We start from the raw sequence: 19,287 nt of genomic DNA on the forward strand, positions 1-19,287 counted from the left end.
CTATAATTCAGCCACTGGTCTGATTTGTCAGATTGATAACGGACCCTACAATCGCGCGCTCCATGTTACTTTGTGTAACATTGTTTAAATAATAAACATATAAAATGAGGTTTTGGTCATGAGCCAGAAAAACCTATTCACTAAATCAGCTCTCGCAGCTGCAGTGGCAATTATTTCTTCAAACGTATATGCCGCAGGATTCCAGCTGAACGAGTTTTCGGCAGCTGGTTTAGGGCGAGCCTATTCTGGCGAAGGCGCAATGGCGGATTCCGCTGCCTCGGCAAGTCGTAACCCGGCAACCATGATGATGTTTGACCGCCCTTCTCTCACTGCGGGCGCCGTTTTTATTGATCCAGACGTTAACATTACCGGCACATCGCCTTCAGGCCGCAGCCTGGATGCGAAGAATATTGCCCCAACCGCCTGGGTACCCAACCTGCACTACATTCAACCGCTGAATGACCAATGGGCCGTCGGCGCTTCCGTGACCAGCAACTATGGCCTGGCTACCGAATACAACGAGGGCTACACGGCTGGCTCCGTCGGTGGGACTACAGACCTGACCACCGCCAATATCAACCTGAGCGCCGCTTACCGTCTGAACAAACACTTCAGCTTCGGTCTGGGCTTTGATGCAGTGTATGCCAAAGCCAAAATCGATCGTTATGCCGGTGATTTACCGCTGCTGATCGCCGGTTCAGGACAACTGCCTCCGGCGCTGGCTGGCCAGGTAGCCAGAATCCCTGCCGATACCCAGATTTCTCATCTGGAAGGCAATAAATGGGGCTATGGCTGGAACGCAGGCGTGCTGTATGAAGTAGATGAAAACAACCGCTACGGCTTTACCTACCGTTCTGAAGTGAAAATCGACTTTGACGGTGACTACAGAAGTAGCCTGCCTTCCGCCTTTAACCCTCTGCTGGGGAAATTCGGCCTGCCAATGGGAACCGACGGCAACAACGTCCCTGGTTCTCTGACCCTGAATCTGCCAGAAATGTGGGAAGTTTCCGGGTATAACAAAGTGGCACCGCAGTGGGCGATCCACTACAGCATGGCCTACACCAGCTGGAGCCAGTTCCAGGAGCTGAGAGCAACCGACAGCAACGGCAACACCCTGTTCCAGAAGCATGAAGGCTTCCGTGATGCTTACCGTATCGCGCTGGGTACCACCTACTTCTACGACGATAACTGGACCTTCCGTACCGGTATCGCCTTCGATGACAGCCCAGTCCCAGCGGAAAACCGCTCTATCTCGATCCCGGATCAGGATCGCACCTGGATCAGCGCCGGTACCACTTACGCGTTCAATAAAGACGCTTCTGTAGACGTCGGGGTGTCTTACATGCACGGTCAGAAAGTCACCATCAAAGAAGGTCCATACACCTTCGAATCGAAAGGTTCAGCCTGGTTGTACGGTGCTGGCTTCAACTACCGTTTCTAATCTGCTTTCCTAGACAGGAACGTAAAAACGGCGGGATTACCCCGCCGTTTTCTATTGTGTTAACCCCCTCCAGCCGTAACTCAGGAAAGGTTTACCGTCGTGATGCTGTGCTCCGTTGACGGTGCATACGACTCCGGTTTTTGTTCCGCAATCTCTTCCTGCACGACTACAGCGTCAGGCTCCGCCAACGGAACAACTGGCTGTGCCTGCGGTAAAGCCGCGGTCAACGCCTGCAATGAACCACCGCTGATACCGATTTCCTGTAGCAGGGAGTCGATAACCGGGGCGTGCGTACGATAAGCGAGAGCGGCAGACATCGCCTGCTCGGCCAGGTTGCCGCCACCGATCGAAGCCGCTGCCGCACCTGCAGCGCCAGAACGGTTCAACCCATCAACCTGCAGGATCTTGATCCCGTCGATAGCCTTCATCGGCTCAACGGACTTCTCGATGATCGCCGGCAGTGCCTGCAGCAACGCCAGTTTGAACTTCAGGCTGGTCTGATCGCTGGAAAGCATGTTGACCGCTTCGTTCAACGCGCGCTGGGTTTCCGCCTCTGCCAAGCCTTTCTTACGCGCGGCTTCGGCCAGTTCGATGATGGCTGCGGCCTGCAGTTCAGCGGCCTCTTTCTCCGCACGGGCTTTTAGCGTTAGTTGCATCGCCTCGGTTTCCGCCCCTTGACGGGCTTCGATCAGTGCAACCTGCTTGGCACGATCGGCTTCGGCGGTCTGGCGCGTAGTTTCCACGTTTTGCTCCGCTTTCACCGCTTCGGTCAACGCATCATTAGCGCGCGCCTGAGCCTGGGACTGCTGCTCGGACTTGGCAGCAATGGCGATGGCCTTATCCTGTTCGGCAATTTCCGTCACTTTTTTCTGCTCGATGGCGGCCATTTCCGTGACTTTATTCTGCTCGATCTCTTTGACACGGATTTCACGGTCCGCCTCTACCTTACGGGTCCGTACCGCCTGCTCACGCTCGATTTCCGCCTCCTGAATCTGACGCTCGGCGGAGATACGGCTCTGTTCGGCCTCACGGCGGCGCTCCGCTTCGAAGGTGGCGATCCGGGAGCTTTGCTCGGCGCTGCGGGTTTTGACCTGCTGCTCCTGCTCAAGCGACATGAAGGCTTCCTGCTGCTCGATCTCCAGCTTACGTGACATGGCATCGCGGTTTTTTTCGCGTACTGCGACCTCTACGTCCTGCTCAACTTCATTACGTTCGCGACGACGGCGTTCGGTTTCCTGCGTCAGCTTGGTCAGACCTTCAGCATCGAAGGCGTTGTTAGGATCGAAATACTCTTTCGAGGTCTGGTTAAAGTTGGTCAGCGACACGCTTTCCAGCTCCAGGCCGTTTTTCGCCAGATCTTCAGATACCGTGCTCTGTACGCCCTGCACGAAGTTTTCGCGCGTGTCTTGCAGGTCTTGCATGGTCATCTGCGCAGCGGTGGAGCGTAATGCGTCAACAAACTTGTCTTCCACCAGTTGGCGCAGATCTTCCGGTGACAGCGTACGCTGGCCCAAAGTCTGTGCTGCGGTGGAGATCCCTTCAATGGTAGGTTGCACACGGACGAAAAATGCCACCACTACGTCCACGCGCATTCTGTCCTTGGTGATCAGGCTGTCATGCATGGCACGGCTGACCTCCAGCTTCAGGGTCTTCATGTTGATTTCAACAATCTCATGGAACACCGGCAGGGAGATGGCACCACCACTCAGCACCACTTTAAGCCCGCCCAGACCGGTACGAACCAACGACTGTTCCGCCGAAGCGCGGCGATACAGGCGTGAAAAAATCAGTCCGATGATCAGCAGAACAACAAAGATGCCACCTGCAATCGACCCCCAAAACGTAAGACCATCACTAATTATCACTAGGGCTACCTCTCCGTAAGTATTATCAAAATAATTCCGTTAAAACCGCGTTCACAGCAGATCCGGCCAAGGGTTGGCACTGCCGCTGAAACGGGACCCGGAAATGCGGGCCGTCACCAGCACCTTGGCTCCACGCACAAAGGCGACGTCCTCCTCATCCGGTTCGATCAAAATGTAATGGGTACGCCCGTGCTCGTCAGTCAACCTGGCTTCTGCCGGGGTGCCCGCCGTGGCCGTGGCACCGGTCATAATTGCCATGCGGCCAATAAAGCTGTCCGTGGAAACGGCGCTGCTCTCGTCACGTGGCAAGTAGCGAGCAATGCCGCGGCCGCACCAGCGCACGCAGAATACGGCAAAGAGAAAGGCAACGATCACCGCCAGCCATACCGGTAATTCACCGCCTGCCAACCATTGCAGTATCAGGCCACTCAGTGAAAAACCGCCGAGAAACAGCACTATGATGACCAGCAGCGGCAAGCGCCCGATATGCAGCCAGCTCAGACCCTGGGCGAAAACGTTCTCACCCAGGGTAATATCCGGATGGGAGTCTATAGCTGCGTCGAAATGGCTGGAAAGGGAAGCACCGAGAAACACCGCCAGCGTTTCCAGCACGCCGATAAACAGCAGCAGGAGCAGGGCGATCAAGAAAGGGGCATTGCCTGAAGAAAGTAGGTCCATATTGGCGTTCTCCGTGCGCATCACTGCGAAAATATCGCGGCAGCAGAAAACAGGCAGGAAAGAGGGGACAAAACGCGGTAAAAGGTGATGCAGCAATCCGCTATAAACGATCCTTGTTCCACACAAGCCGGTTCCCAAGCCACGGGCTCTGCCCTCCATGTAACCAGCGGCAGTCGCCTGGCGCAGATTTTAGCATTTACTGCACCGGCATCCCAGAAAATCCTCAAGAAAAATGATTATCATTTACATAAATAAAAAAGGATCCCCCAAACTTCCAGGATCCTTTTTCAAACGCCATTCACCACAGGATAAGTTGAAAAAAACCTAATCCTTAGTTGGCAGAGTCGATCTCATCCAGATCGCCCTGGATCGCCTTGGCATTTGGGTTCTCCTGCGGCTTGAGCACCCCGCCCTGCGCCAGGAAGTCATGGCGTTGGAAGTAGGCGTCACGCACCATCACATAAGGATCGGAAGAGTTGCGCAGCAACCCATCGGAATCCAGCAGCTGAGCACGGGTTTCAACCCCTTCCACTACCCATTTACCCGCCGACATCCAGAAGGTGAGGTAACTCAGCACCGGATAAACGGTATCTGCCCAGTCACCACCGTCTTCACGGATGGTGAAGCTACCGTAAACCGGTAAGTGAACATACGGGCCGTAACCTACGCCGTAGTTCCCCAAGGTTCCACCGAAGCGGCGTGGTTCTTCACGCGCCAGTTTCGGGTTAGCCATACTGGCCACGTCGATCAACCCGCCCATCCCCAACAGGGTGTTGAGGAAGAAACGGTTGAAGTGCTTCATGCCCTGATAAGGGTTACCACGCAGAAATTCGTTCACCATGCTGGCTGGCTCTTCCAGGTTGGAAGTAAAGTTGCTCAAGCCATTACGCGCAGGCGTCGGGACGTAATCGCGCCATACCACCGCGACCGGGCGCAGCACGTAGGGATCCATCACGTTATAGTTGAAGTTAAACATCGCCCGGTTAAACCCTTCAAGAGGGTCGGAACGCCCTTGCGGATCGTCACCAGGCGAGCTGGCACAGCCTACCAATAACACCGTTGCGAAAGCCAGCCCAGTCAGGCGAAAGTTCATATATTTCTCCATGAAAACCCTTGGATTCTTTTTATCAGGGAACCTGTTTATCAATCTGAACGCTGACCTGCTCCTTGCCGCTATAGGCTTGCAGCGTACTATCGCCAAACCAGTCGCCCGCCTGCGGCGTTGCCAGACCATCCTGTGACAGCCTGACATGCACCTTCACCTTCTGCTGAGCCGAAAGCAGGCGTTCAGGCATCATGGCGTTGCTGTCATCCAATGTGAATGATAGCGGGAAACGACTAAGTGGCAATTGCTTGACCGCTACCGGCACCGGGTTGGTTCCATCGGTAACCGAAACGATCAGCGTTCCTTGTTGTGGTAATGCTTTTGCCGCCTCTGGCGACAGCGTGACAGTGACGGAGAGTTTAACAGTTTCTGCGCCCACCTGAACTTTTGCTTGTTCAATGCTGCGCTTTATCACTGCAACACGCTGGTCATCGGCTGGTAACAGTTTCAACATTACCTGCCAGGCACCGATCGCCTGTTGGTAATCGCCCTGTTCAAAGGAGTTGAACGCCAGCAGGCTCAGTACGCGCACGTTGGTGTGATCTTCTGCCACCATGGTGCGCAGCATCGCGGTCGCCTGCTTGTTGTCTTCCGGATCGCCAGAGCGCGTCAGCACTTCGGCATAACCCAGGCGCACTTCCATATTGCTCGGATCCAGGCTGTAAGCTCGAGCAAAAGCCTGGGTCGCGGTGGTGGCATTATTCAACGCCATTCCGACACGGCCAAGCATCATCCAGTCATTCAGATTTCTGTCATCGTCCTGCAATGAGGTGCGTAATCCCAAGCCAAGACGAGCGATCTCCTCCATGCTCAGCGGCTGGGCACGTTCATTGGCCACCCGCGCACGCAGTTCCGGCATTTGGGATTCTACCTGATGCCAGGCCATAACCTGAGCCAAACCGCCAGTTTTCAGATAAAAGCCAACCGACACCACCACCAGCACCATCACGCCAGGCACCAGAGCCCAACGATTGATGGGCCGAGCAGGCTGCTCATCCGGTTGTCCAGGGATATCGTTCAGCAAGTTCTGTTGCAGCTCTTTGACCAGTTCAGGGCGTTCCGCAACCACCCCTTGATCTTCATCTTGTGCCAGCTCGTCAAGGCGATCCTGGTAGAACGCCTTATTGAGCGTATCGCGGCTGGCCGCCGTACTTTCTTTGCCTTGGCGCATCACGGGCACGACCAGCAACGCGCTCGCACCGACCAACAGCACTATAATTATCAGCCAAAAAGCCATTAGGGTTTCTTCCTGTCAGTCTCTTTCAACAACGCCGCAAGACGCTGCTGCTCCTGCTCGGAGAATTCCTCGTTGACTGCGCCCGTGCGACGTTGACGGGTCCGCAGTATCACCACCGCCCCGCCAATCAGCACAAACAGCAGCGGCCCGACCCACAAGATCAAGGTTGCTGGCGTCACCGGGGGTTCATAGGTCACAAAATTACCGTAGCGCGCCACCATATAGTCGATGACCTGCTGCTTGTCTTGCCCCTGCATCATCAGCTCATACACCTTGGTGCGCATGTCCGCCGCGATGATGGCGTTGGAATCGGCAATGCTGTTGTTCTGGCATTTAGGGCAGCGCAGCTGTTCGGTTAACTCGCGGTATTGCTGCTCCTGCTCCACCGAATTGAATTTGTAGGTGTCAATGGCCGCAGCGGCACTCCAGCTCAGCAATGCCGCCACCAGTAAGGTTATCAGCCTCATGCGTCGCCCCCATATTTACGATACAGCGGTAACACTTCCTGCTGCCAGACACGCTCGTTCATGTCCCCGGCGTGGCGGTAGCGGATTATGCCTTCACCGTCTATCAGGAAGGTCTCCGGTGCGCCATACACGCCGAGATCCAGCCCCAGCATGCCGTCGCCGTCGTACAGGCTCAGCGCATAAGGGTTACCCAACTGATTGAGCCACACCACCGCCTTCTGACGATCGTCTTTATAGTTTAGCCCCACTACGCGAATGCCTTTGGCCGCCAGAGTATTCAGATACTCGTGCTCCGCCCGGCAAGTAGGGCACCAGGTCGCCCACACGTTCAGCAATATCGGTTTGCCAGTGCGCAGCACCGCCTGATCGAAGGTTTTACCCGGATGATCCAAGGATTCAAGCTTGAAGGTCGGCACCGGTTTACCAATCAGCGCAGACTCCAGCATGGTGGGATCTTCCCCGCCGGCGTTACGCGTCAGCTGTACCAACAAGGCCACCACCAACAGCAGGAACAGGATTAACGGAATAAATAACAGTTTGCGGTTCATGCCTGCTCCCCTTGTTTGGCTTCACGTTTGAGTTTTTTGCTCATGCGATAGCGCGGATCGAGAATACACAACACGCCGCCGATCGCCATAAACACCCCACCGAACCAGATCCAGCGGACAAAAGGTTTGTAGTAAAGCCGCACGGCCCAGGAGCCATCGTCCAGCTCTTCACCCAACGCGGCGTAAAGATCGCGCGTCAGGCCACCGTCGATGGCGGCTTCCGTCATCATGCTGCGCGCCACGCTGTAATAACGTTTTTCCGCATGCAAGGTGGCTTCCGCCTTGCCGTTACGAGTAACATCGATAATCCCGACGCCGCCGGTATAGTTTGAACCACGGATATCGTGAACGTCGCGGAAGATGAAGCGATAGTCGTGAATTTCCACGCTATCACCGGCCTTCATGCGGACATCACGCTCAACGCTGTAGTTTTGGCTGAAAGCGATCCCGATCACCGTGACCGCCACGCCAAGATGGCCTAACACCATGCCCCAATGGCTACGGGAAAGGTGCCTGAGCCCCTGCCAGAAACCGTGACGATGGGTCGCTCGCTCATGCAGCTCCATCAGGGTCAGCAAAATCACCCAGATGGCCATGATCAGCCCGACCACCGTCATGCCGACGATACTGTCTTGCAGCAGCCAAGGCAGCAGAATTGACAACACCAGCGTGATCACCAGCGCCACGCCCAGGCGACGCCAGAGCTTGGTGGGTTCGTCACGACGCCAGCGCACCAACGGCCCGATGCCCAGCAACAGCGCCAGCGGTGCCATCAGCCAGGTAAACATGGTGTTGAAGAAGGGCTCGCCGATGGAAATACTGCCCAGCCCCAACTGTTTATGCACCAACGGCAACAAGGTCCCCAATAACACCACCAGCATGGCAGCGATCAGCAAGACGTTATTGCCCAGCAGGAAGGTTTCCCTCGAGAAGGTTTCGTGCTGCACCCGGCTACGCACCTGCCCGCCCTTCACGGCATACAGTAACAGCGAGCCGCCAATCACGATCACCAGATAGGCGAGGATAAACATCCCGCGCGCCGGATCGGAGGCAAAGGAGTGAACGGAAACCAGCACGCCGGAACGCACCAGGAAGGTGCCCAACAGACACAGGGAGAAGGCCGTGATCGCCAGCAGCACCGTCCAGGCTTTGAAGGTTCCGCGCTTTTCGGTAACCGCCAGCGAGTGCATCAAGGCCGTACCGGCCAGCCATGGCATAAAGGAAGCGTTTTCGACCGGATCCCAGAACCACCAACCGCCCCAGCCCAGCTCATAGTAAGCCCACGCTGACCCCAACACGATGCCCATGGTCAGGAAGACCCAGGCCGCCGTAGTCCACGGACGCGACCAACGAGCCCATGCCGTATCTAGCCGCCCGGCCATCAGTGAGGCAATCGCGAAGGCAAAGGCCACCGAGAACCCCACGTAGCCCATATACAGCAACGGCGGGTGGAAGATCAGCCCGATATCCTGCAACAGCGGGTTAAGGTCGCCCCCGTCGATCGGGAAACTCGGCAAGGTTCGGGTAAACGGGTTGGAGGTCATAATGATGAACAGCAAGAACCCGGCGGTGATCATCCCCATCACCGACAACACACGCGCCACGGCATCCTGCGGCATTGCACGGCTACATATGGCAACCGCCAGTGACCAGCAGCTCAGTAGTAGCACCCACAACAGCAGGGAACCTTCATGCGCCCCCCACGTTGCCGCAATGCGGTAATACACCGGTAGCTTGGTGTTGGAGTTGGCGGCTACATAGGAGACGGTAAAGTCATTGGTAATAAACGCATACACCAGGCAGGCAAATGCCAGGGCGATGGCGATAAACATGCCATAGGTTAACGGGCGGGCTACCGCCATCATGCGCGTATCCTGACGCGCCGCTCCCCATTGCGGATAAATGCTCAGCAGCAACGAAATCGCCAACGCCAGGCACAGCAGAAAACTTCCAAGTTCCGGCATCATGACTTGTTGCCCCCGTCCGGCGAATTGCTATAGGTAGCGGCCGGGCTTTTATGATTCTCTTTCATGGCATCCGCGACTTCTGGTGGCGTATATTTTTCATCATGTTTGGCCAATACTTCGCGCGCATTGACCACGTTACCTTCTCCCAACACACCCTGTGCCACTACGCCCTGCCCCTCACGGAACAGATCCGGCAAAATCCCGTTGTAGGTTACTTCGATGGCCCCGCGGGCGTCATACACCTTGAAGCTCACCTGCAGGCTTTGCTGATCGCGTTTGACCGAGCCAGGCATCACCATGCCACCGATACGCAGGCGCTGGCCCACCTCCGGCTTTTCATGCTTTTCGCCCTTGCCTTGCAGGATCTCGCTTGGGGTATAGAACAGGTCGATATTGGAGCGCAAGGCATACAGCATCAGCGTGGCGGTGAGCGCGACGCCAATCAGTACGACAATGACCAGATAGAGGCGGCTTTTACGACGTGGATTCACTGTGATTTCTCCCGCGAGTTAACAGACTGCGGTGTGGCTGCGGATTGCTTTGACTGTTGTGACTGGCGGATACGCCGTTCACGTGACGCTTGGCGGCTGACTTCAGCCAGTAGCTGCTTGCGCTGCCACAGGGTGTGGACCAATAGCCCCAGCAGGGAAAGCAGGGTTACGGCCACGGCCAACCAAACGTAAAACGCGTAGCCGCCCATGGCGAAAAACGCCTGCCAGGAACTGAATGCAGCATTCATGACTGACGCTCCTTGTTAACCAACTCGGCGACCCACGGGCGCTGACGTTCCTGGAAAAGGATCAGGTTGCGCAGGCGCATCAAGGTCAGCGTAATAAAGAACAATAGGTAACCGAAGATCGCCCAACGCAGTGGGTAGCGCATACTTGGCGCAATGCTCTGCTGCATATTGGTTGAGCCCTGGTGGAGGGTATTCCACCATTCGACCGAGAAGTGAATGATCGGAATGTTGATCACCCCTACCAGCACCAGAATACCGGCGGCTCGCCCGGCCAGGCGACGATCGTCGAAAGCGTTATACAGCGCAATGATGCCCATATAAAGGAACAGCAATACCAGCTCTGAGGTCAGGCGTGCGTCCCACACCCACCAGGTGCCCCACATCGGTTTACCCCAGGCAGATCCGGTGACCAATGCAATAAAGGTGAACACCGCGCCAACCGGAGCCATGGCCGCGACCACGGTATCGGACATTTTCATCTGCCAGACCAGGCCGATAAACGCCGCTATCGCCATCGAGCCATAAATGCCCATCGACCAGATGGCCGCCGGAACATGAATGTACATGATACGGAAGCTGTCACCCTGTTGATAATCTTTAGGTGCGAAACCGAAGCCCCATACCCAGCCGACCAGCAGACAGATGGCGCCCGCTATCCCCAACCAGGGGACAAAGCGGCCACAGACATGGTACAGCCGTTCCGGCCTGGCAAATTGATGTAACCATTTCCACATTGTCGTCATTGCTCACGGTAAAAAATCATTCGGTAGCCGCTCCCTGATGGCAGAACGGCGAAAGTCTTGCGCACGGAAAAGCTCTTACAGGCATTCATCCGCGATTAAATTTCCAGCTAGTGTACGCTTACACGCAACGCAGCTGCGGTGGCAAAAGGCGCCAGCGTGATGCTGCCCGCCAACATCGCGCCCAGGATGGCCAGGTAACCGTCAATCGGCATCCCCATCGAGGCGGCATCTATCGCCGCAGTGGCAAATATCAGTACCGGAATATACAGCGGCAGCACCAGCAAACTCAGCAGCACGCCACCTTTGCGTAGCCCCACCGTCAACGCCACACCGATAGCACCAATCAGGCTCAGCGTTGGGGTGCCCAGCAGCAGGGTCAGCGCCATCGCCATCCAGGTATTCACATCCAGCGACAGCAGCAGCGCCACCAGCGGCGACAGGATCAACAACGGCAACCCAGTCACCACCCAGTGAGCACACACTTTGCCTAACACCGTCATTGGCAGTTGCGTTGGCAATAACAATAGCTGTTCCAATGAGCCATCCAAGTAGTCATCACGGAACAATCGCTCCAGCGAAAGCAACGAGGCTAACAGCGCCGCTACCCAGATAATCCCCGGCGCAATTCGCGCCAGCAATTGCGGTTCTGGCCCAACGCCCAACGGAAACAGCGTGATCACGATCAGGAAGAACCACAGCGGGTTGACGATCTCGGAGCCTTTACGAAAGGCAATTTTCAGTTCCCGCCGCAGTATGATAAAGAACATCAGGCGATCTCCGCGCTGGTCTGTGTCAGGCGAATTTTCCTTACCGCCTGCCGTGTTCCGGTTAAATCTTGATGCGTCGTTAGCAACACCATACCGCCCTGTTGTGCATGTTGCTCAAACAGCGCGGTCAGCTCCAACACGCCCTGCTTGTCTATGGCCGTCAAAGGTTCATCCAGGATCCACAGTGGGCATTTGCTGAGCCAGAGCCGTGCCAGCGCCACCCGCCGCTGCTGCCCGGCGGAAAGCTGCGCCACCGGTACATCCTCGTACCCTACCAAGCCTACCTGCTCCAGCGCCTGCCAGATGGCCTGACGATCGGATGCCTGGCTAACGGCCTGGTAAAACTGCAAATTCTCAAACGGGGTCAGCATGGATTTAATCCCCGGCTGATGCCCCAGAAACAGCAGATCCAGATGATATTGCTCACGGCGATGACGCGTATTTTCGCCCTGCCACAGCACTTCACCCGCGTCTGGCTGCGCCAACCCGGCCAAAATGCGCAGCAAGCTGGTTTTGCCAGCCCCATTAGGGCCTTCCACCTGAATAATGTCCCCCGGGCTCACCAAAAAACTCAACCTGTCAAACAGAGTACGTTCATCTCGTACACAACTAAGATTTCTGGCTTCCAGCATGGAGGACTCTTATTTTTCTTTGGGATAGCGAATCATAGCATAAGCCACAGTGCGCTCGAAGCCCGCAGCCTGGCTTGGATGTACTCCATTAGAGGTAATATTGCGCATCAGATCAAAATTGCGTAGAAAAAAACAGCAACGTTAAAATTTCGTTACTTTTTAATCATTTTCCCGGCGCACTTTCCTTCGCCCCATCAGCAACTACGCTTAGTTATCAGCCAATAGGAGAATGACCGTTGAGCGTAAAACCAGATCGTCAAGCCAACAGCGATGAAAGCAGCGTCAAGGTCGAAAGCGAAGAGCACGATCGGGGCAAATCCACCATTGAGGTCGATGAGCAAAAACTGCCCTCGCGCGCCGCTGCCGTACATGAACAAATCCGCATGGAGGGGGAGAAAGAACTGGAGCGTGACTGGCTGGCGCTATTGCTGTCGGCCTTGGCGGCTGGCTTGTCGATGGGGGCTTCCCTGGCAGCAAAAGGGATTTTTCACGCACGGCTACCGGATGACCCAAGCCGGTTTTTTATCGAGAACATCGGCTATACCTTCGGCTTTATCATCGTCATCATGGCTCGCCAGCAGTTGTTTACTGAAAACACCGTCACTGCGGTATTGCCCATCATGCATAAACCGACGCCGAAGAACTTCGTTATTCTATTCCGCTTATGGGGGATAGTGCTGTTGGGGAATCTGCTCGGCACCGGCCTGGCCGCGCTGGCGTTTATCCATATGCCTATTTTTGATGAGAATACCCGTGCGGCCTTCACCAACTTGTCGCAGGAAATCATGCATAACACCCCGCGAGAGATGTTTGCCAACGGCATCCTGGCGGGTTGGATCATCGCCACGATGGTGTGGATGTTCCCTTCCGCCGGGGCCGCCAAGATCTGGGTGATCGTGCTGATGACCTACCTGGTGGCGATTTGCGACCTTACCCATATTGTGGTCGGTTCCGTCGAAATCCTGTACCTGGTGTTTAGCGGCGCACTCCCCTGGCAGGAGTTCTTCTACCCGTTCGCCATCCCGACGCTGGCGGGCAATATCATCGGCGGCAGCTTTATCTTCGCCCTGATCAGCCATGCGCAAATCCGCAACGATATGAGTGACAAGGCCAAGGCCGAACGACTGAAGACACAACGGGAGAATCAACCCAGGAAGGAACGCACGGATAAATCAGACCGCGAATAAAACTTCTCCAACCCGTTCGCGGCGCAGTAACAGGTGAATAATCGGGAAAATGGGGCATAACGGGAGAAAACCGATTATATTTCAGGCAATCAGACCAATAGCCCCTTAAACCCAAGCGCAAAAATAGGTATACTGCGCCCGCCGTGTCCCCTTAGTTAAATGGATATAGCAAACAATCGAAATAAAATACAATTATAACAAACAATTAATCATTAAATTAATTTCAAATAAGTACACTTAAATGTACACATAATTTTTAAGCCGGGATTTCTCCCGGCGCTGCTATCACTCTTTGGGTTCTTCGCTGCCTTCCGGCTCAGTTACCTCCGGCGCTTCCTCGTCCTCCAGTACCGGTTCATACTCTGGCTCATCGCCGCCAGGCATCTCGACACGCAGATCAATCCAGCGACCAGCAGGGATGTCGATCGGCTGACCTTCCTTGTATCCGGTCTTAACGTTCTGGGCGAACTTCGGCGCGGTAGAGTTCACGCGGTGGAAGGTCTTGATCAGCAGGTCACCGGTTTCATCAACTTCGTAATCAACCCAGACCAGAGGAAGCTTGTTGCGGTCTGTCGGGATTTCGATACCGCCATCCACCCCGCCCCACTCTGCATCTGCATTAAAGCCGAGAGTGCCAGAGATACGATAGACGCCTTCTGAAACTCGCTCAGTGGTAACGCCTTGGCTTTCGTCGTTCAGCTCGCTATCGCCGGTGCCGAACAGCTTAACGATAGGGGAGGCTTTCTTGATAAAGCCGTTGGCGTCTACAGTGGTGTTTGCTGTGTGCCACATTGACGCCCAGCTACCGAACCCACCAGACCACGAACTGCAGCGTGCGCGTAAATTGACGACATTTGAATCAGCTCGGAATGCAAGCTGATATCGTGAATTAGTATCATACCCCCCTTGCAATCCTGACCACGGATCAGTGGTAGGAGCACCCGGCGTATTATTTGTGCATCTGATAAACTCATTTACGCCTGCAACATTCATATCAGTAATAACTACAGGCACTAAGCTTCCAAGCCCATAATCTCCAACTCTCATAGCGTTTGATAATGAGTTTTCATCCCACATTACTTTCCAGCCCTGGAATACCCCATTTCTACAAACATTACGATATACCTGGTCGAACGAACTAGGTGCGGTGATAAGCGCCGTGGCAAAAACAACCCCCTGAACAACGCCGCTTGATGTTGATGCCAGCGTCCAATCGAGCATGTATGCAGTATCAGTACGCGGCATACCTTCACTTCCTGCCCACGCTACATACTTCCCGCTCATCTGCGATTTAACTGCGCTGAGAGTATCGACGAGAGGTATTGCAGGAGTAACACCACCAATACCAAACTCTCCTTTTTTCACCGCGTTAGCTAGCGTGGCCGCTGCGTTGTTTTCGCTAACTTTTGCCGCCGCTGCTGATGCAGCTGTATCTGCCCGCATACGGTCTACAGTGGCTACGATTTCCGGGTTAAGGTCGCTTTCACCCGGAATAGTGAGGAAGTCGTTTAACGTTCCTGTGGCCGAGTTGAGCATTACATGAATACCACCCACGCGCTCAGGCTGGCGACCTGCGGCAGTAATCATTACATCATACTGCCCAGGCTCAACGCTCAGCGTATAGCGGCCTGTGGCGTCAGTAACAGATTGAGAACGTGCCTGGATAACCACAGTTGCAGACGTTCGGACAGCGCGTAACTCGATTACTACACCCACACGCGCGTCACCCATTGGGCCTTTTAATACACCGCTGATTACTGCCATATTTTTACTCTCCAATAAAAAACCCGCTCTTGGCGGGTGATAGTGATTGTTAGTTTTCCATAACTACTAAGAGAAACGGTTTTGACCTTTCCGGAATGCCATCACGGCTATTGGCCCTGAACTATTAATAGGATACCCCTTATCTACACTCTGAATAGAGAACGTAACCGTCAGATTAGAGTTAGCTGGGACATCAAACACCAGCGGGGCGTTAAATGAATTCCTTGTGCTGGAAATTTGATTTAAAGAGAATGCCATTCTCGTATGTTCAACTCCATTTGCATACACTACAAACTCGCCAGCAGCATTTGCTGACGTGAAGTATGTAGTTAAAGAAAGAAATGGAATCATTACTATACTGTCATATGGTAACCCACCACTAAAGAATCTAGTCGTATTATCATTCACTCCAGCCATAGTAATTTGCGGCCATAGCCCAGCTGAAACGACATCCCCTAGGATTTTTTCAGCGTAAACAGTACCGGTAAAGTATCCATTCGCGCCTCGTATTTCCCCACCAAAATATCCATTATACGCCCGAAGTTCTCCGGCAAAGTAACCGCTCCTCGCCTCTATATGACCGCGAGCTGTGAGGTTGTTAAATATGCAATCTCCATTCTTATTAATGGCCCATCCAGTCGCACCAGTTGCCCAATCATAATTATCGGAAGTAATATAATTTCCGATTTTCGCGTTGGTAATCGAACCATTTTTTATGAATGCCGAGTTCATGAATACCTGACCACCTTCGACCGCGAACGGGCTCGATACCGCTGAGCCGGTACCGCTGGCCGTATTCAAAATTGCGAAACGGTCAGCTACTACCAGCACTTGACTCTGCATGCCTTCGGGGGTGTTTTCCACGCCAACACCAATCCCTGCCGTGTATAGCTTGCCGTCTTGCGTTTTACCGACTTTGACAGACCACATGTCCTGCAGCTTGCCTGCGTCCTCGATCGGCCCAAGTAAGTCCTTGCCGAGCTGTGTTTCGGTTATCTTGCCTGTCAGATAGTCCAGCACGTCGCTAGCGTCGCTGCTTGATGTGCCTTGCGTCCACGCTGTCCATGGCCCGGCATTGCCCAGGCGGTCAACAAGACGAGCCTGGAACCAGAACTGAACGCCAGCGGCCAGCCCGGTCATTGTGTGGCTGCGCTGTGGGTAGGCGTAATCGCCCAGGTGCATTTTGCCGCTACCGTTCGATTGGCGGCTATACCAGATTTCCGTCCTCTGTGTGTCCTCCGCACCAGGTGGAAACGCCCAATTCAGCACTATGCCAAACACCTGACCAACCGTGGTAAAGCTTGCAAGCGCGGGCGGCTCTCCGATCTTGCCCTTCAGCACCATTTCCGGTGCGTTAGCCCACACGCTCGAAATCTCTGCCGGGTTTATTGCCCGGACACGCGCCTGGTACCGGCCAGCGTAAATACCCTGCACTTCGAAACCCAGCGTTGAAACACGCGGACCGGGGATCCAGTTGCCGTTATCCCTGCGCCATTCCGTTTCGTAAGCAATAGCGCTCTCGGCTCTGTCCCACGTCACGTAGAGCGTAGCCACCGCCAGCCCTTGGATAGTCGCGGAGTTCTCACGGATCCGGACGTTTGCCGGGGGAGCCTGGACGCCTGGCGGAATAACGCTGATCGGGCGGTCTTCGATACGTGCGCCTGTATCGATACGGGCGTACTTGTCCGGGTCGTGCTCGATGGCAGTGATATCGAACGAAACACCGTCTTCGTTTTCAGTGATGCCCGTAACACGGAATTGCTGGATAGCCAGGTCAGAGGCATCTACTGCCCAGGCACATTCTGCCGCTGGCGCTTCGCTGTAGTTGGTCGAAACGGTCACTACTTTGCCGCTGACAGCGCTGATTGTCCGGGCCTGTGATTTGCCACTGGGAAGGTTAACGATAAGACGCTCACCAACTTTTGCCGAAGATACGCGATCGAGCGTGATGTTACGGCCAGACACTGCACTGATACGGCCGCCAAGTGGCCGCCCTGCCATCGCCTCATCTGCCACGCCGATGATCCACCCCGGCAATGGTATGTTGCCATCCATGCCCACAGTAAAGGAGATCACCCGGTCTTTGTCGTTGGTCAACAGTAGCCACTTGCCGCGGCGAATGGCCTCGGTCTGACGGGTACACCCGATAGCAGTCAGATCAGCCTGTTTGACCTGGTAACGGCGGATAAGCGCGTTATCAAAGACTGGTTCTACAGAGTCTTGATAGCTGTTTGCCGGGTCGCTCCAGCTCACCATTGCCACACTATAGTGTGTCTTCTCACTGGCGCTGCTGTCCGTAAATAGCCCGTCTTTGACGTTAGCGCGGGTATAGATGTAATCGACATCGCGGGGCATATCAGCCAGCGCATTCATGCTGTTGTTGGCCCAGTACGTCATGCCACGGAAGATGTTCGCGAAGTCGCGGAGCACCGTCCAGGCTTCTTCCTGCGATTGAATGTAGGCATCACAGAGAAAACGGGGTTCTGTGCCGCTGCCGCCGCGCCCATCGGGTACCAGCTGATCGCAATACTGCGCTATGGCGTATAAGTCCCACTTCGTCAGCGCCAGGTTCTCAGCCTTAACGCGGCTGCCGATGCTGTAGCGGTCGTTGATAAGCAGATCGTAAAACACCCATGCAGGGTTATTCGTCCATGCCCATTTAAAGCTGCCGTTCCAAGTGCCGGTGTAGGTGCGCTTGATCGGGTCGTATGTCGTGGGGATGCGGATCACGCTACCTTTCGGCTCACAGGAAACCTGTGGGATATTCTGGAACTGTTTAGCGTCGAACTGGACGAACAACAGAGCCGTTTCCGGGTACCGGAGTTTCACGTCGATCAGCTCTGTAAGCGACTCAATAACCATTTTATCAGCGATGCGGTTACTGGTGCTGTTCGGCGTGATCCTGCGCACCCGCACCTGCCAACCGGTAGTAGCCTTCGGTAGATTAATGCGGTGGCTGCGCTCGTATTTTGTCGTGGTTTTGCCATCAACAGCCGTTTTCAGCACTTCACGGTAAGCACCGCCATCAGTAGCAACGTCGAGCGCATACTCGATGCGGTAGCCCACCACGTCACCGTTATCCCACTGCTCTTGCAACTGCTGCCATGAGAAGCGAAGGCGAATAGCTGAGAGTTGGGTGTTGGTCAGCGAACGAACCCACGGGTTTAGGCTGGTTAGTTCGGTACCAACGGTTATTTCGTTCTCAACATCCGGCATGCCGGGAATGTAGTCCTGGTCGGGGGTGCCGGAACGAAACTCCCACTTCACGCCGGGAAAGTTTTCAGAGCCATCTGGGCCGATGATCGGGGTACCATCAAGAAAGATATTTTTACCATCCAAGCCACCGGCCAATTCACCCTCGGCCAGCGCCAAGAGGATTTTTGCATAAGAGGTAGATTGCAGGGAGTCGGGCGATTCGACAGGCGTATGAGCATCACCGCCTCCACCCTTGCGGCCTTCTATCACAGACATTGATTTTCTCCAGGCGTAAAAAAACCAGCTCTAGGCTGGCCATTGAGGAATGTAGGTTGCTTACTGCTGGTCTTCGGCGAAGATCCCCGCTGAGATGATTGCACCACCGATCCGGCGCTTGCCGTAGAGAATAGGTACCGGATTGCCCTGGGCAATGGTGTTCACCGGCCCGCCAAAGGCATAGCTCGGTTTGTTATCTGGGCTTTCGCGCCTTGCTGCCCCTCCCTGCATCGGGGAAAGCATTTGGGCAACACCGCCAAGCATCATTGCAGCACCAGCCTGCAAGGCATAAGACCCCCAGGCTCCACCGCCAAAAGCCTGCCCCCACGGGGACATGCCAATAGCACCAACGACGACCAATACCGCGCCAAGGATCGTCTGGAACACACCCGCCTTCTTACTGCCTATAATAACCGGGGCGATCCTGATATCTTCACTACCTGAAAATTCGAGTTCGTCTTTTCCGATATTGTTTTTCCCAACAAAAATAGAGAATGTTAATCCTCTCTCCTTTGCTGTCTGTAAGAATCGTTCAAAGCCTGGAATGGTTATGGATAGCGCCTTGATTGCCTCTTGCGGCGTGGATACAACCAGTTCGTGAACTCGGCCAAATGTTGAGCCAAGAACACCATAGAGCCTAATAACTCTATATTCATCTGCGGAAATATTCATATTC

Annotated in this window: 17 protein-coding genes; 2 read left to right on the forward strand and 15 right to left on the reverse strand. The window is 54.7% G+C overall.

What is annotated here, in order from left to right; translation table 11 throughout:
• The first annotated feature begins 118 nt into the window (after nt 1-118).
• Nucleotides 119-1,441, forward strand: coding sequence for a long-chain fatty acid transporter FadL (gene fadL / locus N6G83_RS25990; protein WP_037435011.1), 1,323 nt, complete (start codon nt 119-121; stop codon nt 1,439-1,441).
• Nucleotides 1,442-1,521: 80 nt separating this feature from the next.
• Here the strand turns inward: fadL and N6G83_RS25995 are convergent, their stop codons facing one another.
• The 12 genes from N6G83_RS25995 to ccmA form a co-directional block, all read right to left on the reverse strand.
• Nucleotides 1,522-3,306, reverse strand: a complete 1,785-nt coding sequence (locus tag N6G83_RS25995) for a flotillin family protein (RefSeq protein ID WP_211135928.1) — start codon at nt 3,304-3,306, stop codon at nt 1,522-1,524.
• A gap of 51 nt (nt 3,307-3,357) precedes the next feature.
• Nucleotides 3,358-3,984: an OB-fold-containig protein gene (locus N6G83_RS26000; RefSeq protein ID WP_211135927.1), complete on the reverse strand. Its 627-nt coding sequence runs from the start codon at nt 3,982-3,984 to the stop codon at nt 3,358-3,360.
• A 331-nt stretch (nt 3,985-4,315) separates the two neighbouring features.
• Nucleotides 4,316-5,077: a phospholipid-binding lipoprotein MlaA gene (gene mlaA / locus N6G83_RS26005; RefSeq protein ID WP_024529166.1), complete on the reverse strand. Its 762-nt coding sequence runs from the start codon at nt 5,075-5,077 to the stop codon at nt 4,316-4,318.
• Between the two features lie 34 nt (nt 5,078-5,111).
• Nucleotides 5,112-6,326: a c-type cytochrome biogenesis protein CcmI gene (gene ccmI / locus N6G83_RS26010; protein WP_024529167.1), complete on the reverse strand. Its 1,215-nt coding sequence runs from the start codon at nt 6,324-6,326 to the stop codon at nt 5,112-5,114.
• Nucleotides 6,326-6,793, reverse strand: a complete 468-nt coding sequence (locus N6G83_RS26015) for a cytochrome c-type biogenesis protein CcmH (protein WP_074030651.1) — start codon at nt 6,791-6,793, stop codon at nt 6,326-6,328. The genes ccmI and N6G83_RS26015 overlap by 1 nt, the downstream gene beginning before the upstream one ends.
• On the reverse strand, nt 6,790-7,341 hold the full coding sequence (locus N6G83_RS26020; protein ID WP_024529169.1) for a DsbE family thiol:disulfide interchange protein: 552 nt from the start codon (nt 7,339-7,341) through the stop codon (nt 6,790-6,792). Before N6G83_RS26020 ends, N6G83_RS26015 begins: the two co-directional genes overlap by 4 nt.
• Nucleotides 7,338-9,308: a heme lyase CcmF/NrfE family subunit gene (locus tag N6G83_RS26025; RefSeq protein WP_074030649.1), complete on the reverse strand. Its 1,971-nt coding sequence runs from the start codon at nt 9,306-9,308 to the stop codon at nt 7,338-7,340. Before N6G83_RS26025 ends, N6G83_RS26020 begins: the two co-directional genes overlap by 4 nt.
• On the reverse strand, nt 9,305-9,799 hold the full coding sequence (gene ccmE, locus N6G83_RS26030; RefSeq protein WP_024529171.1) for a cytochrome c maturation protein CcmE: 495 nt from the start codon (nt 9,797-9,799) through the stop codon (nt 9,305-9,307). Before ccmE ends, N6G83_RS26025 begins: the two co-directional genes overlap by 4 nt.
• Complete coding sequence (ccmD, locus tag N6G83_RS26035) at nt 9,796-10,047, reverse strand: heme exporter protein CcmD (RefSeq protein ID WP_074030647.1); 252 nt, start codon at nt 10,045-10,047, stop codon at nt 9,796-9,798. The genes ccmE and ccmD overlap by 4 nt, the downstream gene beginning before the upstream one ends.
• Complete coding sequence (locus N6G83_RS26040) at nt 10,044-10,781, reverse strand: heme ABC transporter permease (RefSeq protein ID WP_024485095.1); 738 nt, start codon at nt 10,779-10,781, stop codon at nt 10,044-10,046. The genes ccmD and N6G83_RS26040 overlap by 4 nt, the downstream gene beginning before the upstream one ends.
• 116 nt (nt 10,782-10,897) lie before the next feature.
• Nucleotides 10,898-11,557 (reverse strand): heme exporter protein CcmB, encoded by a 660-nt coding sequence (gene ccmB / locus N6G83_RS26045; RefSeq protein WP_021806074.1) that lies wholly within the window; start codon nt 11,555-11,557, stop codon nt 10,898-10,900.
• Nucleotides 11,557-12,189 (reverse strand): cytochrome c biogenesis heme-transporting ATPase CcmA, encoded by a 633-nt coding sequence (ccmA, locus tag N6G83_RS26050; protein WP_211135926.1) that lies wholly within the window; start codon nt 12,187-12,189, stop codon nt 11,557-11,559. The genes ccmB and ccmA overlap by 1 nt, the downstream gene beginning before the upstream one ends.
• Before the next feature lie 236 nt (nt 12,190-12,425).
• Between ccmA and N6G83_RS26055 the strand changes: the two genes are divergently transcribed.
• On the forward strand, nt 12,426-13,376 hold the full coding sequence (locus tag N6G83_RS26055) for a formate/nitrite transporter family protein (protein WP_211135925.1): 951 nt from the start codon (nt 12,426-12,428) through the stop codon (nt 13,374-13,376).
• Between the two features lie 285 nt (nt 13,377-13,661).
• Here N6G83_RS26055 and N6G83_RS26060 read toward each other — a convergent pair whose 3' ends face one another.
• The 3 genes from N6G83_RS26060 to N6G83_RS26070 all read right to left on the reverse strand — a co-directional run bounded on the left by N6G83_RS26060 (nt 13,662) and on the right by N6G83_RS26070 (nt 19,283).
• Nucleotides 13,662-15,140, reverse strand: coding sequence for a prophage tail fiber N-terminal domain-containing protein (locus N6G83_RS26060; protein WP_260524050.1), 1,479 nt, complete (start codon nt 15,138-15,140; stop codon nt 13,662-13,664).
• A gap of 66 nt (nt 15,141-15,206) precedes the next feature.
• Complete coding sequence (locus N6G83_RS26065; RefSeq protein ID WP_260524051.1) at nt 15,207-18,611, reverse strand: DUF1983 domain-containing protein; 3,405 nt, start codon at nt 18,609-18,611, stop codon at nt 15,207-15,209.
• 60 nt (nt 18,612-18,671) lie between these two features.
• Nucleotides 18,672-19,283, reverse strand: coding sequence for a tail assembly protein (locus N6G83_RS26070; protein WP_260524053.1), 612 nt, complete (start codon nt 19,281-19,283; stop codon nt 18,672-18,674).
• Nucleotides 19,284-19,287 lie beyond the last annotated feature (4 nt).

Source organism: Serratia sp. PL7 (assembly GCF_945957435.1).